Annotated in this window: 10 protein-coding genes; 7 read left to right on the top strand and 3 right to left on the bottom strand. The window is 59.5% G+C overall.

The features are described from left to right. Positions 1-535 precede the first annotated feature (535 nt). The 6 genes from X757_RS141235 to X757_RS141255 all read left to right on the top strand — a co-directional run bounded on the left by X757_RS141235 (position 536) and on the right by X757_RS141255 (position 10,879). Entirely contained in the window at positions 536-1,762 is a 1,227-nt protein-coding gene (locus tag X757_RS141235; protein WP_023727383.1) for a glycosyltransferase family 4 protein, read from the top strand. Beyond that, positions 1,762-3,018 carry an O-antigen ligase gene (locus X757_RS141240; protein WP_245267072.1) on the top strand — a complete coding sequence of 419 codons (1,257 nt, stop codon included), beginning with the start codon at positions 1,762-1,764 and terminating at the stop codon, positions 3,016-3,018. The genes X757_RS141235 and X757_RS141240 overlap by 1 nt, the downstream gene beginning before the upstream one ends. Before the next feature lies 1 nt (position 3,019). Then, the gene (gene asnB, locus X757_RS141245; protein ID WP_023727382.1) at positions 3,020-5,017 is read left to right on the top strand and encodes an asparagine synthase (glutamine-hydrolyzing); all 1,998 of its coding nucleotides are present in this window, start codon (positions 3,020-3,022) and stop codon (positions 5,015-5,017) included. A 1-nt stretch (position 5,018) separates the two neighbouring features. Continuing rightward, a complete protein-coding gene (locus X757_RS141250; RefSeq protein WP_023727381.1) occupies positions 5,019-7,220 on the top strand; it encodes an exopolysaccharide transport family protein in 2,202 nt (733 codons plus the stop codon). Between the two features lie 69 nt (positions 7,221-7,289). Continuing rightward, the gene (locus X757_RS1000000165870; protein WP_031251550.1) at positions 7,290-9,458 is read left to right on the top strand and encodes a polysaccharide biosynthesis C-terminal domain-containing protein; all 2,169 of its coding nucleotides are present in this window, start codon (positions 7,290-7,292) and stop codon (positions 9,456-9,458) included. A gap of 215 nt (positions 9,459-9,673) precedes the next feature. Then, entirely contained in the window at positions 9,674-10,879 is a 1,206-nt protein-coding gene (locus X757_RS141255) for an acyltransferase (protein WP_050593972.1), read from the top strand. A 49-nt stretch (positions 10,880-10,928) separates the two neighbouring features. Here the strand turns inward: X757_RS141255 and X757_RS141260 are convergent, their stop codons facing one another. Both X757_RS141260 and X757_RS141265 read right to left on the bottom strand, forming a co-directional pair. Next, positions 10,929-12,065 (bottom strand): NAD-dependent epimerase/dehydratase family protein, encoded by a 1,137-nt coding sequence (locus X757_RS141260; protein WP_081725364.1) that lies wholly within the window; start codon positions 12,063-12,065, stop codon positions 10,929-10,931. Positions 12,066-12,224: 159 nt separating this feature from the next. Next, positions 12,225-12,902, bottom strand: a complete 678-nt coding sequence (locus tag X757_RS141265) for a helix-turn-helix transcriptional regulator (protein WP_023689781.1) — start codon at positions 12,900-12,902, stop codon at positions 12,225-12,227. Between the two features lie 254 nt (positions 12,903-13,156). Here X757_RS141265 and X757_RS141270 point away from each other — a divergent pair, with 254 nt between their 5' ends. Further along, the gene (locus X757_RS141270) at positions 13,157-14,875 is read left to right on the top strand and encodes a sensor histidine kinase (protein WP_023727378.1); all 1,719 of its coding nucleotides are present in this window, start codon (positions 13,157-13,159) and stop codon (positions 14,873-14,875) included. Positions 14,876-14,976: 101 nt separating this feature from the next. Here the strand turns inward: X757_RS141270 and X757_RS141275 are convergent, their stop codons facing one another. Beyond that, the gene (locus X757_RS141275; RefSeq protein WP_023681040.1) at positions 14,977-15,654 is read right to left on the bottom strand and encodes a response regulator transcription factor; all 678 of its coding nucleotides are present in this window, start codon (positions 15,652-15,654) and stop codon (positions 14,977-14,979) included. Positions 15,655-16,181: the final 527 nt, after the last annotated feature.

Genomic DNA, 16,181 nt, shown 5'->3' with positions numbered 1-16,181 from the left:
CCGCAAAAGGAACCGCGTCCTGGCGAAGCCTCCCATTGCAGCCGCTCGATGCTCCTCAACGCGGTCGCCTAGCCGCGGGAAGATGCGGCTGGTGGATCCGACCATATCCAGAGACCGGGTGAAAGCCTGTTTCCAGACGAAGCGATCGGGAGAACTGGCGGTGCGAGTCATCACACCGCCTGGTCGCGATGTTGATCCGGCGAGAGAAGGCGGGCGGAAGTTGCTTTGAACGCGGCGCGCGGACCTTTCGAACACAGCCCTTTTTTATATCCGGCCCGCCGTGTCGTACGCGAAGATGTCGTCCTTGCACCGTCAGACCGGATGATCCAACGCACTGACCGAGGCGACAGCGATTGTGGCTGCATTGCCGCATCGTTGATCAGCTTGCTTCATGCAAACAGACGAGGACAGCACGAAAGCCTCCTCCTAGCGTGGGACTGGCTGTTGTGTGTTCAGGGGCGATGAAACCGGCCATGGAAACCGCGGATAGGATCAGCTGTTTTAAGCGATTGGTATCGCATCCAGGAGCGACAGGATGAGTCCGCATCTGGTTTGCGTTGGAGGCGAGGATCATAGACTAAGAATCCCGTTTCTTTTGGCGCTTCGCGAAAGGGGTTTTCAAGTCACTGCCGTTTCGAGTGATCTCGGAGCCGCCTTTTCCCCCCATGGCATTGCCCATCGCCGATTCGGGTTCGACCGCTTTGGCAGCGGCGGTGCAGAATGGGGTGCTGTCAGCGCGATCCGTGAACTGATGTCCGAACTGCGTCCGGACATCATTCAAAGTTTCGACACCAAGCCCAATCTCCTAACTCCACTGGCGGTGCGCGGGCACGTTCCCGTCGTTCGCACCATCAACGGGCTTGGTTGGACATTCTCGTCGCGGGAGCCGCGGGCCCTGGCATTGCGTCCTTTCTTTTGCGGCCTTCAGGGGGTGGCGTCTCGTTGGACAGCCATGACCGTCTTCCAGAATAGTGATGATCAGGCCTTCTTCGAGCGCTACCGGCTGGTGGCTCGCGGCAAAGGGCGACTGATCCGGAGTTCTGGCATCGACCCCGATGCATTCTCGATGGCAAGGTATCGTGGTCCTTCGGCTGCCACGATGCGCGAGGAACTTGGCCTACAATCGGCCCAGGTCATAATATTTGTCGGTCGGCTCACGCGGCAGAAGGGGATTCCAACCCTCATCGAGGCGGTTCCTCGCGTTATCCGCGAGAGGCCCAACGCGCGTTTCGTACTTGTCGGCCCGCAAGACTCCGAAGGTCCGTTTGCCGTCAGCAGAGCCGATATCGAGCGCCATGTTCCCCACGTTGTCGCATTGGGGCCAAGGCGCGACATTCCAGCCCTCCTGGGGATGGCGGATCTGTTTGCGTTTCCGACGCAATATCGCGAGGGAATTCCGCGTGTCCTGCTGGAGGCGGGATTGTCCGGATTACCGATCGTCGCCTCCAACATGCCGGGCTGCAACGATGTGGTTGAGGATGGCTGGAACGGCTATCTCGTGGCGCCGCGCGATGCGGATGGCTTGGCCTCCCGGATAGTCGATATTCTTTCCGACCCCGCCCGTGGCAAGACCATGGGGAGCCGTTCCGTCGGATTCGTGCGGGAGCGGTTCTCGTTGTCGTGGGTCATCGACCAGTATTGCGACCTGTACAAGACAATCCTGGGTGGCAGATATCGCAGCAGGCTTGTTCAAGCTGCGCAGGCGAATCCGAGGGAAGAGGCGGTGCCGAGCCCCCATCGACTGGGCGAGGCGCGGCAATGATGCGTGATGCGCTTCTGGCCTTCGGCGTCGCGATGTCCTACGCGGCGCAACTCAGCATCCCAGGGCTGCCCTTCGGCTACAGCGAACTGTGCCTCACGCTCTGGATAATGCTGTCGATGACGCGAATCCTTGCTGGCGGCCAACTGGAGGTTACGCCGGCACTGGCCAAGCTTGGGCTTTTCTGGCTGATCCTGGCGCTTGCCATGGGCGTGGGTTACATCATCGGTTTTCTGACAACCACGTTGTTCCTGGATCCGTTGTTGCACGACACGCTGGCCTATGTGCTGTTGGCGTGCGTCACCTGTCTGGCCGCTGCGGAGCCCAACGCGTCTTTCCGTTTGCGTCGTATCGCCTGGTGGATGGTTGCTGTCGCGAATGCGGGCTTCATCATTCAGGTAGGGCTTGGTTTCGGCTGGCTCCATCAGGCTGGGGTCGAACCCTGGTACTGGGACCGCTTCTGCGGGTGGTCCGACAATCCGAACCAGCTTGCGCTCTACTGCGCCCTACTCGGTCCACTGGCCTTGCATCTTGCCACAACCACCAGCAATAAATGGGGAAGATGCCTTGCCCTATGCAGCCTCATATTCACCGTTTACGTCGGAAGGCTGACAAAAAGCGATACCTACCTTTATACCACGGTCCTGGCTTGTCTGATCCTTCTCGGGCTGCGGGTCCGGGCCTGGCTGGCGAGCGACGGCAATAAGGCGAGCCTTTCAAGGCAGCTTGCCGTCCTGATGGCCGTTGGCTTCCTGCCGCTGGCCCTGTCTATAGCGCCCTATGCCCTCAGCGAGGCCTCCAGCGCCGAAGACTTCGCCAAGAGCCTGACCAAAGACAAGGGCGGGGAAGCGACTGCCCAAACCGCGGCGCTTCGCCTCTACCTCTGGAATGCAGCCTTGGAGAAGGGGGCACGATCGGGATCGCTTGGACTGGGTCCGGGCCCGCATCTAGATAGTCCGCCCGTGGTCAATCAACAGTTTTTGCCGCGGCCCTTCGAGGCGCACAGCACCATCCTGGATCTCTACACTCAGGGCGGCCTGATTTCGGTTCTAGCCCTGATGTGGATCTTCGGCTCGGCTGCGTTGTCCGCCTGGCGGGCGAAGCTGGACGCTCTCGTGGCGCTCGTGGCATCGATCGCCGTTTTCAGTGCTCCGCATTTGGTCATCCGCCATCCGATCGTGTGGTTCTGTCTGACCCTCTGCCTTGCCGCCGGGACGCCGGAAGCGATCCCCGCGATTGTTCGCCAGAGGAGATGCTAGAATGTGTGGGATCGCCGGAATTTTGTTGGCGCCCGATGCAGCCAACGCAAGTGCGCTCAGGGCCATCGGACCGATGGCGACGACGCTTCGTCATCGCGGACCTGACGGTGAGGCCTTCTGGGTGAGCCGTGAAGGGGGGGTAGCCTTCGGCCACCGGCGACTGGCCATCGTCGACCTGTCCGAAGCGGGTCGCCAGCCAATGCTCTCCGCGAGCGGTCGGTATGTCATCACGTTCAATGGCGAGATATACAATTTTCGCGATCTGCGCCGTGAACTGGAAGGGGCGGGCCATCATTTCCGCGGCGCCAGCGACACGGAGGTCATGCTGTGCGCGATCGAAAGCTGGGGCCTTGATGCAGCCCTCGCGCGCTTCGCTGGCATGTTTGCTTTCGGGCTGTGGGACCTGGAGAACCGAACGCTTCAGCTTGCCCGCGACCGAATGGGCAAGAAGCCACTCTATGTCGCCTTGACACGTGACGCGCTTGTCTTCGCCTCGGAGCTGAAGGCGATCACTTGCTTCCCAGGCTTCACCCCGGAACTCGATGTCGATGCGGCGACGACGATGGTTTCCAACGGCTGGGTGCCGGATGACCGTTGCATTTGGCAGGGCGTGTTCAAGTTGCCGCCTGGTTCAGTCCTGTCGGTCACTGCGGCGCAATTCGCCAACGCCCGAGGCACCGGTTCGCTTGCGCATCGCATTCACCCTTGGTGGTCGCTGGCCGATGTCGCCGGCAAGGGACAGCGCGATCCGATAGCCGCCAGCGACGAGGACCTCGCGACCGAGCTCGACAGCCTGCTCCGACTGGCCGTCAAGGAACGAATGGTTGCAGATGTGCCGCTGGGCGCCTTTCTGTCGGGCGGGATCGACAGCTCGACTGTCGTCGCCCTGATGCAGGCACAGTCCCGAAACCCCGTTCGGACGTTCACCATAGCGTTCGGGGAAGGTGGGTTTGATGAAGCTCCCCATGCGGCCGCGGTTGCTCGGCATCTGGGCACCGATCATACGGAACTTCATCTCTCGCCGGCTGCCGCGCTTGAGGTCATTCCGGAGCTGCCCCGGATTTGGGACGAGCCGTTTGCCGATGAATCGCAGATACCGACGCTGCTGGTGTCGCGCCTCGCGCGGCAACACGTAACCGTGGCGCTTTCAGGCGATGGCGGCGACGAGTGCTTCGCAGGCTATTCTCGACACTTCCTGGCAACCCGCCTCACAAAGCAGCATGAGCTGCCATTGTCATTTCGCCGGCTGTTGGCATCGGGGGCTGGGTTGCTGGCCCAAGCCTCTCAGAAAGATATCATCGGCAATCTGCCGCTTTCGGCGAATATGCGGCATGGCTTGCGCGGTGACCGCCTGGCTCGCCTTGCCCGCCTGCTCGCGGCGCGAGATGAGGACGAACTCTTTCTGCAACTGACAAAATCTTCAGCCAACGACCTTGTTCATCGCAAGCCGTCGACAGCACCTACCGACACCACAAAGCTCGACGGCCTGCTCTCGCGTCTCCTATTCGCCGACATGACAGGCTATCTACCGGGCGACATTTTGGTGAAGCTCGATCGAGCCACCATGGCCAACAGCCTCGAGGGGCGATGCCCGATCCTGGACCATCGCGTCGTTGAATTCGCCTGGCGCTTGCCAGCCCGTGCCAAAGTCCGAAACGGGAAGGGCAAATGGTTGCTTCGCCGACTGCTTGATCGTTATGTACCACGCCGACTGGTCGACCGGCCCAAGCAAGGTTTCGACGTTCCGGTCGGGACTTGGTTGAAAGGGCCCTTGCGCGGCTGGGCAACCGATATCATTGCCACGATCGGCCGCTCCGGGGACGGGGTCATCGACCGTGAGAAGGTCGACGCATGCTGGCGCAATCATCTGCATGGAAGCCAAGATAATTTCCGCGACCTGTGGCCGGTGCTCATGTTTCAGGCGTGGCGCAACGAAGCCATGCGGCCATCGACGGTCGCCACGCACCCTTCTTACCATATCGAACTGACAGGGGATTGAGATGGAAGGTTCCATAGCCAACCGCGCCCGGCGTCCGCGCGCCAAGCAGATGGAAGTTGGGACACTTGAAACCAATCTGCGCTTGATGCGGCCGCCACGCGAGCCAACGCAATCGTCACCCTTCCACCAGCTCGTCATCATCCTGACGACGCGAAAATGGTTCTTGCTTGCCATGGCCCTTCTGGGCGGCATCCTGGCCGGACTGGCAGGCTTCACCCGCCCGGTGCTGTTCGAGGCAACTACCCAGGTCATTATCGATGCCCCGAGCAGCAGTGCTTCGGGCGGCGTGGCATCCGCCCAGGACTCGCTGGAATCGAACATCGATGATCATCTGACGATGCTCTCCTCGCAAGGCCACCTGCGTCGGGTCCTGGCAGCACTCCGCAAAGCCCAACCAGTCGACGGTAACGGAAAGACCGTCGTCAATGCCGTCCCGCCCGCGGCTGGCTCGTTCCTCATCGATCTCCTGAGCAGGGCCTGGAGACAGGATAACACGGTGGCGGAAAATCCGGACGCAGCGGACGCGCCCGAACTGAAGGCGCTACGCAACGGAATGAGGGTCGGACAAGAGCTGCGATCACGCGTCATCACCATCGGCTTCACCGATCCAAGTCCGGCGCGTGCGGCACTTGTCGCGAACACGTTTGCCCAGGTCTACATTCAAGATCTGGTACAAAAAAGCCGGGCATCGGATCAGGTTAATCTGGATTCGATAGTCGCCAGCCTTCCGCAAGTACAAAGGGATCTTGTCGGAGCGACAGATCGGCTGGAGACATACCGGCTCACGCATGGCGCCGTCGATCAGACTGCGGCCAACAACGCAGCCAGTGAGACAGCGGAACTCGGCCGGCAGATATTCCTATCGAAAGCCAGTCTTTCCGCGTCGGAAGCGCGCCTTCGCCGTATTGAGGACCTGCGCAAGGCGGGCGCCCCGGTCACGGCCATCGCTGAAGAAATCGGGTCGCCCGTGTTGACGGACCTGGTGACACGCCAGTCGGGTGCCGCCGCCGACGGCGATCTGCGCAACGCGATCGCCCGCGAAATGGAGCAAAGCGTTGCCCGAATCGCTGCCGAGGCAAATGTCTACCGGTCTCAGGCTACGGCTCTTGAAAGTCGCAAGGCGATGCTCGACGCGGCCGTGGCGGACACGGCGAGCCAACTTTCGGGGCTGCGTTCCCTTGAGCCTAGGGTAGCCATCGTGACGCAGCATTACAACGAACTCCTGAGCCGGCAGCAGGATCTGATACGTCGCATCGCCGCTCCTTCGCCAGGCGTAGCGGTCCTTTCGACCGCCTGGCCGCCGTCGACCCCCGTGACATTGTCGCCGATTTTCCTGATTCCCCCCGGCATGGTCGTCTTTGGTCTCATGGGGGCGGTCATTGTCCTGGTCCGCAACGGTTTCAACCAAACCTTGCGCAGTGAAGCCGAAGCCGAGGCCGAGCTTGGGGTCCCGTGCGTAGGACTGCTTCCCAGGGTTGCGGGACTTAACGCCAGAAAGCTGCGGCATCTGGTTCTGAGCCAGCAGAACTTGCCGTTCAGCCGCGCCGTGACTTCGCTGCTCGTCACTGCGGCGCCAACTCAGGGAAAGGGACAGCCGCCGCATATCATTCTCGTGACATCCAGCATCCAGGACGATGCCAAGACCGAGTTGGCATGGAGCCTGGCGCTGGCGGCAACGCGGCTGGGAGGAAGAGTGCTTTTCCTCGATCTCGATCGCAAGGATGTGCGGCTCACGAACGGGTTTCGTGGTGAATTCAGCACCGACAAGGCCCGGAACTCCTTCGGCGACTATGTGAATGAACGTTGCGTGCTGAAGGATGCAATCACGAGGATGCCGGAAATCGGTATCGACCTCATGGCCGCTCCAGCACCTTCCGATGATCTCCTGACGCTTCTGTCCACCGTCGACAAATGTCAGTTCACCGAGGAGCTGCGTTCGGCCTACGACGTGGTCATCATGAACGGTCCCCTGGGCCTCGGGGGGCCTGAAACCAGGCTGCTTAAGCGCTGGGCCGATTCGGTGCTTTTTGCCGTTCGCTGGGCAAGGACGAGGCGCAGCATTGCCCGTGGTGCTCTGGATGCAATAGGGGCCGGCGGATCCGCCACCGTTCCAGTAGGGAGTGTGCTCACCCGGGTGAACCTGAAGAGGCTAGCCGGCTCCAGGCTCGGAGACAACGCCGATCTTCTGTTGGAGAGGGTTTGAAGATGCGTGTGCGATCTTCAACAGAAGGTCCAGGGAGCGATCGCGCCCCTAAATCGAGCCAGCTACACGATGATCATTGAATTTTTCGGACCTCCAGGATCCGGCAAAACAACCTTCGCACATGCGCTTGCGCAGCAGCTGCGCGGGAAAGGCTATCACGCCAAGGTCGCTCTCAGCTACAAGCCAAGCACCAGGGCCGCCAAATATGATCTCGGAATCTTTCTGTTCATATCACGGATCGTATCGGCGATGTTTTCAACAGCCAGAATACTGCTTTTTTCGGCAGGGCGAGCCGATGATATTTCCAATTCCTTTGCAATGGTGAGGATGATACCGCCAAAAAACCGAATATGGCGCGCGCGAATCTGGCGATACATCCTGCACCTTTCGCGTTGCTGGAAGTCTGCGGAGCAATCGCCCGAAATTATAATTTTCGATCAAGGATATGTTCAAGCGATTGGTTCGCTTGCGATGTTTAATGGGAGCACCAACCCCAGAGCGCTGGAAAAGGCGCTCAGCCTCGCACCGGCGGCCGATCTCACCGTCAGGCTCTTGGTGCCAGCTGCGGTCGTGGAAAGTCGCCTTCGTCGGCGGATGGAGCTTGAGCCGCCGGCGGAACGGATTTTCGAGGCCGACTTGAACGTTAACATGCGCTCATTCGCCGTTTTTGAAGCGATGCATGACCTCCTGACAACATCTGGCCGGGAAATCATCTCCGTCGAAAACACCGATGGTCCATCGACCTTTAAAAGTATTTGTCGGATTGAGAGACAAATACTTTCTGCATTGTCGCGCTTCGATAGGTCGGTCGGCGAAAAGCAAATTGAGTTGCCGGCTCATCGCGCAGATGTAACTGGTTCAGCAACCGCACCGCCGCGCAACAAGGACATGGGCTCGCGGCTGGCTTGGGCAAGCATATTCGCCTTGTTGATCTATATTGGTGGCGCTGGTTTGACCAGTCTTGCACAGTTGGCAATTGCACGCCTTATCGGACCTCACAACTACGGCATCTATTCCTACGTTCAGGCTTGGACGTCAGTGCTCGCCTATCTGGCAACGCTTGGCTTTAATGTATCATTGTTGCGTTTCCTCCCGGCCTATAGGGCCAGTGGCAGGCTTGATCTAGCCCGCGGGGTGATAAGATTTGCGCTGCAGAGATCGCTGATAGCGGCAACCTTGTTCGGGATGATCGGCGCTGCGTCCGTCCTGTTCCTTTCAGATCCAACGGAAAGAGGGCTTGAGACAAGCATCGTGCTCGGCATGATGGCTGTGCCCTTGGTTACGGCCTATGCTCTCGGAGCCACGCTTGTGCGTGCTTTCGGCGGCGTTGTCTCGGCGTTGTTGCCGGAGCGCATCATGCGAGACGGGCTCCTGCTCGTGTTGGTAGCGCTCCTGGCATTGTCGGGATTTCGAACAGTGGATGCGCCCTCGGTGACGCTGGCGGTGCTTGTGAGTTCCGCTTTCACAGCGGCGCTGGTGTTCATCATCGCGAGGAGGTTTGAACCACCCGGCCTGGGACACGCCAAGCCAAGTTATGCCTCGAGGGAATGGTGGCTTGCCGTCCCCCCACTCATGCTCATCACTGGGCTCGATGTTTTCGTCAGTCGGGCAGGAGTCCTGGTTTTGGGCTGGACAAGCCATATTGCTGAAGCGGGTATTTTCGCGCTGGCCTTGAATGTCGCGATGCTCGTGGGCCTGTCCCGTATCGCCGTGGCAACCATGTTTTCGCCAACAGCAGCCGATCTCTACGTCAGAGGCGATCGCAGAGGCCTACAACAGCTGTTCGCGCGCGCAACCCTGCTTTCCGCTGGCGGTGCCATCCTGGTGGCCGTCCCAATGATGGTGATAGTCGAGCCGTTCTTGAGCTATTTCGGTGAGGGTTATAGCGCGGGAGCGCCGATCGCACGGGTTCTGATTTTGGGATATGTCTTTGTCGCGCTGTGCGGGCCCCAACAGAATCTCCTGACCATGACTGGAAATGAATGGGCTGCGGCAACGACGATGGTAGCGGGTGCTGTGGCCAATATAATTGCCTGTGCAGCCGGAGTTGCGGTGTACGGCCTGCTTGGCGCTGCGGTGGGTGTGGCACTTGCACTGAGCATCTGGAGCATTGCCATGGCCGTCTATATCCGCAAGCGACTGAAAATCATGCCAGGCTTGGTTTTTGCCTTGCTGTCGATCAGGCCGAGCGCGGTCGATGCCCGTCAATGGCATTGGTTCTTGAGGGCGAGCAAATGAGAGCACTGTTTTGGCTACGGTGATTGCCGTCGTTCGGGCAGGAAGTCACGAAGCCCGGATCGCACAAAGGCCATAGGGCTGCACAGACGCTTCGGCGTATCTCTGTTCCGGACACCCGCGCGGGCAGCCGATACTTCGCGGGCTGTGTCCGTCATTTGAAGGATGCATCAGTTTCGGAGGCGCCCCAGGGTGTGCTCACAATCTGCGGAGCATCCATGGAACAAGCCCGAATGGCGAGCGCCTCGGCGCCTGCAGTGCGCCGTCGCTCGGAGAGATCGACGCCTGTCGAGAGCAGCCAACGCGAAACCCTCACCCAGGTCCAGGTCCTGCGCGCCCTCGCGGCTAGTTCGGTCGCGCTGCGACACGCCCAGCATGATGCGGCCACCCTGGAATTACAGGCCGGTCGCACCTTTCAGAGCTGGAATCCGATACCATGGAGCGCTGGAGTCGATATTTTCTTCGTGATTTCCGGGCTTATCATGGTGCATACGTCGCGACAGCTGTTCGCAAAGCCCGGGGGCGCGCGTCTCTTCATTTCCCGCCGGATCGCGCGAATTGTCCCGCTATATTGGGCGCTCACCTCGCTCTACATTGCGGTAGCGGTGGCCGCCCCAAATCTTCTCAACCAGAGCTACGTCGATTTCAGGTTTGTAGTCGAATCCTACTTATTCGTTCCGGCCGGTCGCCCTGACGGCGTCGTTCAGCCGGTCTACGAGTTGGGTTGGACGCTCAATTATGAGATGCTGTTTTACGCGCTGTTCACGGCGACGATCGTGCTGCCCATGCGGTGGGCAGTTACGGTCCTGCTCACGATCCTGGTTGGGATGGTGCTCTTGGGCGCTCTTGCGGCTCCTTTGCCAGAGCCTTGGGGTTTCTGGACCAATCCGATCATCCTCGAATTCGCTTTCGGCGCGATGATTGGGGTCATGTGCGCCTCGGGCCTGCGGCCTTCCGGCCCAATCAGGGCCTGTGTCGCCGCAACGGGACTGGGTGCCCTGATGCTTGCGGCGGCGTTTCCTGATATCTCGGCCGGCCTTGGTCGCTCTGTCGTGTATGGCATTCCGGCGTCTCTAATTGTTTGGAGTGCTGCCTTGGCACCCCCGGGTAAACTGAGGCATGACAGCCTGGCGGCGAGGTGGGCCGCTGGCGTTGGCGATGCGTCATACGCTCTTTACCTCATGCATCCATTCGTGATCCGCGCCATGCGCCTATTGTTCTGGCGTACAGGCTTGATCTTTGTACTCGGCCCGTGGGCCTTCATCGGTTCCGCCTTGGCGATAACCGTGGGCGTGGCATTTATCATCCACCGTCTGTTCGAGAAGCCGCTCACCCGCTATGCGCGGCGCCTTTTGGGGGTCGGGCACGGCACAGGACGGCAGCTTGGGTCCCTTCCATTGCCGGCGTATCCCAAGACGGATTGAAGGCGAGCCGCGACCCTGCCACACCAAGGAAATGCCGCTGTTGTGCTCACTATGCCGTTGCCGGAAGGCCAGCTGGTCGCACCTGTCCGACAGGGCGTGCATGGAATTCCCGATACCATTCCACGAAACGTTGCACGCCGTCCTCCAGTGTTGTCGCCGGTGCGAAGCCAACGGCGCGGCGCAGGTCCCTGACATCGGCGCGGGTTTCCAGGACGTCACCTGGCGGTAAAGGTACGTTGACGCGAACGGCGCGGCGACCAAGCGCCGTCTCGATGAGCGCTATCAGATGGTTGATTTCTTCCGGCCGATCATTGCCGATATTGTACAGCCGATACGGCGCCGAGCTGGTGGCAGGATCGGCAGCGCGACCGTCCCAACCGGGATCCTGACACGGTGGTTTGGCGAGCACGCGAACAACCCCCTCTACGATGTCGTCGATATAGGTGAAATCCCGCCATACGCGCCCGGCATTGGCGATTTCGATCGTTCGGCCCTCGGCGATGGCATGGGTGAAAGTATAGACAGCCATGTCGGGCCTGCCCCAGGGACCATAGACGGTGAAGAAGCGCAGTCCGGTCACGGGCAAGCCGAACAGATGGCTGTAGGAATGCGCCATGCATTCGTTGGCGGCCTTGGTGGCGGCGTAGAAGCTCACCGGATGATTGGCACCATGATGCTCGGAAAAGGGTATGCGTCGATTGGCGCCATATACGGAGCTCGACGAGGCATAAACGAGATGGCTGACGCCGGCGTGTCGGCAGCCCTCCAGAACGTTGAGAAACGCGACTATGTTTGACTCCACATAGGCATGCGGGTCCACGAGCGAATGACGTACCCCGGCCTGGGCGGCCAGATGCACGAAGTGCGATGGCTGGAATTCGCAGAACAGCGCTTTCACCAGCGACCGGTCCGCCAGGTCGAAGCGCATCGGCGTGAACCTCGGCTCGGCGCAGAGCCGTGTAAATCGCGCCTCCTTCAGCTTCAGGTCGTAGTAAGGCGTGAAGTTGTCGACGCCGATGACCTCGGCGCCGAGCCGCAAAAGGCGTGACGCAACATGAAATCCGATGAACCCAGCGGCGCCCGTGACGATGATCGGCCCCGTGTGCGTAAGGTTCGACGCAGCACCATCCTGCAGCGCGTGAACGATATCCGCCAGCTTGTTGACCTTCGAATCTGCTTCGGCCATGGCAAGTCACTCCCGTTTCCAGGTTCCGCGTTCCGCGCTATCTCGGCAGCGCCTGAACGGTCGGAAATGGCGCCGCCGGCCTTGTGATCTACGCGACAGCGCGCTCAATGCGGGCCGCCGCTGTCTGAATCAAAGCGGATGCAGACAGCAGTCGATTTCTCATGGCAAAACCGAAATGCGCCCCAAAAGAGCCACTAGTTCCGCCTGACGCCTCGTGTCGGTCTTGGCGAACAGCGAGGCCAGCTGAGAGCGGATAGTCGTGCGACTGAGATGCCAGCTGCGGGCGATCTCCAGGGGCGCGTCGCCATGGGCCAGGCGTAGCGCCAACTGCGTTTCCGCGCTGGTCAAACCGAACATCCTTTGCAACGTGCGAGGGTTGGCCGCCGATTTGTTATCCCGGTCCAGCAATGCGACGACGGTTGTCCCGTCCGGCGTAACGACCCCCGTCTCGTTCATGGTCACCGGCCTATCGCCTCTGCTGTGGATCACTACCCATGAGAGTGAGCCCGGCTGGAGGTGGACCGGAACATTCGCGACCAGCCGCCTCAACCCGGCAGCAAGCTCGACGGCTGTATCAGTTGCTTCGCCCTGGCGTGCGAGGGTGTCCCGAGCGGCAGCGTTCCATTCTATTACTTTCTTGTCTCGGTCCAGGACGAGATAGCCGCAACCCATACGATCAAGCATGCCGGTGATGGATTCCAGGCTGCGTCGTCGAGATCCGCCGACCCTTGCGTCCGGTCGGTCCACAAGGCTTATCGGCCTTTCGTGGCGGGTATCGTTCAATACAATGTATTGCCTGCCTGCGAGCGCATCGTTTCGCGTTTCAATCAGTGTCATCGCTTCCACCCAACCCATTGCTACTGACGCAAATCAAATCTGATGAAGTTGCTGCTTCAACTTGAATTTCCACATACTGCGAGAAATCTGCGAATGGTTTTTCCGCAGCGTCTCTTGGATATACCTTTCTGAAGAGCGCTCCTGACACCATGATTTTATTCGCCGGCAAAGTCATGGCAATCGGGCATTGGGATTAGGTGCCACCCCTTCGGCCTAGTCTCGACGGACTAGACCGAAAGTTGTAGTCTTTGCGCATGGGTTCGGACCTGCGCTGGCTCAAATCGAATGTGTCGAGCACTACGTGGGCTCATCTAGCTTCGCTTTTGGTGTTTGCAGCATCGATAGCATTCGAGGCGATAAGTACGGTATATGGCGGCCAGCCGTTGCCGCTTGTTGCGTTTATCCCCATAACCGTTGTCATCGTGTATCTTGAGGGCCGTTTTGTTGCCATCGCAGCAACGCTTCTGATGGCGGTCGCCGGCTTGTGGATGCGACACCTGTTGGACGGTCACCTCACTGGTCGAGACTGGACCGGGGCCGTCTTCCTTCTGGGTTCGGGTAGCCTGATCGCAACCGTGTTCTACCGCCTGCGACAAGATCTGCACGGCGCGCTCAGGGTGGCAGAAGCGAGGCTCGCTGCCATCGATGCTGCCGCCTTGGGCTTTGCTAATACCAATCGCCATGGCGAACTGCTGCAGTCGAACAGACGGCTTTTGGAGATGACCGGCTACGCGCACAAGGAACTTGCCCAACTGGAGCTGGAGGAACTCATTTTCCCCGACGATCGAGGTACTGTGCGGAAACTTTTGCAAGATTTGGGCAATGGGACCGCGTCGGCGACGGATATCCGCGTTTTGCGCAAGGATGGCACGGCATTTTGGGCTCACCTGGCCCTGTCTTCGTCGCGGCCGGACGAGGCGCCAAATGAGAGCGTATTCGTGGTGGTTGACGATATTTCCGAGCGACAAGCGGCACGCGAGGCCCTTCGGGCTCAGAAGGAATGGCTCGATCTCGCCGTATCTGCCGGGCGCCTGGGCACATGGCAAATAGACATTGAGGATGGGACAGTCGCCGGCTCCGGCAAGTTCTGGGACATCCTTGGTCTGCCTCCGGCCCCAGTCCGCCGCTTGGAAGAACTCTCGGCCGTAATCCATCCCGTCGACTGGCCGAAGCTGTCCGCCTCGGCAAAGCCTTCATCGGCATTGAACTTTGACGTCGAGATTCGCGTCCGGCAAGTGGATGGTCACACACGCTGGATTGCATTGCGTGGACGGCAGGAAGAGCACGGCGACCGCAAAATGCGCATCGGGGTGGCGGCGGATCTGACCGAACGTCGACAAACAACTTTGCTTCGCGCCGCCGTAAAGAGACGCGAGCGCATAATGCGCGAAGAGCGCCATCGGTTCAGCAATGTGTTTCCAGTGATTAGAGCTCTGGTCAACATGATCGATATTCCCGACAATGATGTTGCCAAATACAAGGAGATGTTGATCGATTGGATTCGAACACTGGAGGCGACCCATCGCATCCTTTCTCGTCATGCCAACCTGTCAGGGATGCTCCATGAACTCGTGGACCGGGAATTGCAGCCCTTCAAGGAGACACGCGACATTACGATCAGTGGACCTTCCCTCACTGTGCCAAGCGGCGCCGCCGAGGGCTTGGCGATGATCCTTCACGAGTTGACGACAAACTCGGTGAAACATGGTGCGCTGGGTGACCCGAATGGCAAGCTCGAAGTTAAGTGGCGATTTGCATCCGAGGACGAAGGTGACGACCTCGTGTTCGATTGGGTGGAATCGGGCCGACGGAAGAGTTCAAAAGTCGTACGCCGCGGGTTCGGGTCACTGATAATCGGTGTGGACAGCACGCCGCTTGTCGGGCATTCCCCGAATATGGAAATAACCGAAGATGGCCTTCGATATTCGCTGCGTGTATCGCGCAAAGAAATTGAGGAATTTGGATTGCAATAGAGCCCCTCCAAGTCGAAGCCGAATTGGCCAATTAACCGATGGTGTGGGCCCTTTGCTGCGATTTCCTGCAAGCAAACTCGGGCCGGTTCGAGGGGCATACGTCAACTCGCCTGTCTCGTCAGCCAGCTTTGGAGCAACACAGCTGCTTCGGTACGGTTTCTAACCCCAAGCTCACGCAGCACGGCTGCGGCATGGATTTTCGTTGTCGCCTCGGCAATGTCCAGATTGCGGGCAATCTCCTTATTCGAGTACCCCTCTGCCATCAGCTTGAGGACGTCCTTCTGTCTAGACGTCAGCCTAGCGACGTCGCCCGAGCCCTCGTGCCGGCGGCTGGCATTTTGAACCGGAGGTGGGGGGGCATGCGATCTCTGGTCGGCAGACGTTCGAGATAGGAGAGATGGCACATAGATCCGGCCAGCGAGGATTTCGTTTACAGCCAGCACGACTTCTTCGTCGCTCTGCGATTTGACGATATACCCGTGAAGTCCGATCGAAAGCGCTGTCAGTATCTCCGAGCGGGAATCATCCCCGGAAACGATCGCAAAGCGAGTGTCAGGATAGGCAGCCATAAAGTCGCTGAGCACTTCCTGATGGAACAGCCCAGGCATGTTCAGATCGAGGATCGCAAGATCGATGGACGCCTGCTCCTCTAAAAGATTGACCGCGGCATCGAAACACGAAGCTTCGAATATTTCGGCGCTTGGAATTCCAGCCATGAGTGCCAGCCGGAGACCACGCCGATATAAGCCGTGATCGTCGGCAATGACGATCCGAGCCATGCAACTACCCCAACGCGTTACTCGGTTCCCGACGAGAAAACCCGCTGGAACCTCCCATTCGCCTATGATCGACAATCCGTGGTGGTCCTAAAATGGCGGCCATCCACTGGTCAACGCATCACAGTGATGTCCGCAGCGTCCCATCCACGCACATCCAGAACGTCTAATATAATACTAAATTGCGAAGCTCATCCATAGATTTTTAACCCTGGCGTGCGGTGCCTGTCCGCAAAACGATGCCGGTTTCCCATCTCTGGGTCCAAGCCAGCTGTTCAGGACCATCGTAATCATGTGGCGTCTGTTATGTCGCCACCCGCTGTCGCCGGACCTGTAGGCCGGTCCGGCCCTGGCGGATCGCAGCTTTCTTGAAAGCAACTGCTTTCGTTTTATCGGCGTCATGATCAGTGCCCAATCGCGCTTCTGTAGGCTGTTGATCTCGTGGCCATCTAATACCTTGAACGTTTTGAATCCCTACCATTCGAATGCACGACGACAGCCGCCCCGGCTGTCACATACCTTTTCGCATA

Source organism: Mesorhizobium sp. LSHC412B00, from assembly GCF_000503035.1.
Lineage (GTDB): Bacteria > Pseudomonadota > Alphaproteobacteria > Rhizobiales > Rhizobiaceae > Mesorhizobium.
Note: the sequence above shows the minus strand (reverse complement) of the source record. Positions and strands in the feature narration are given on the sequence as shown.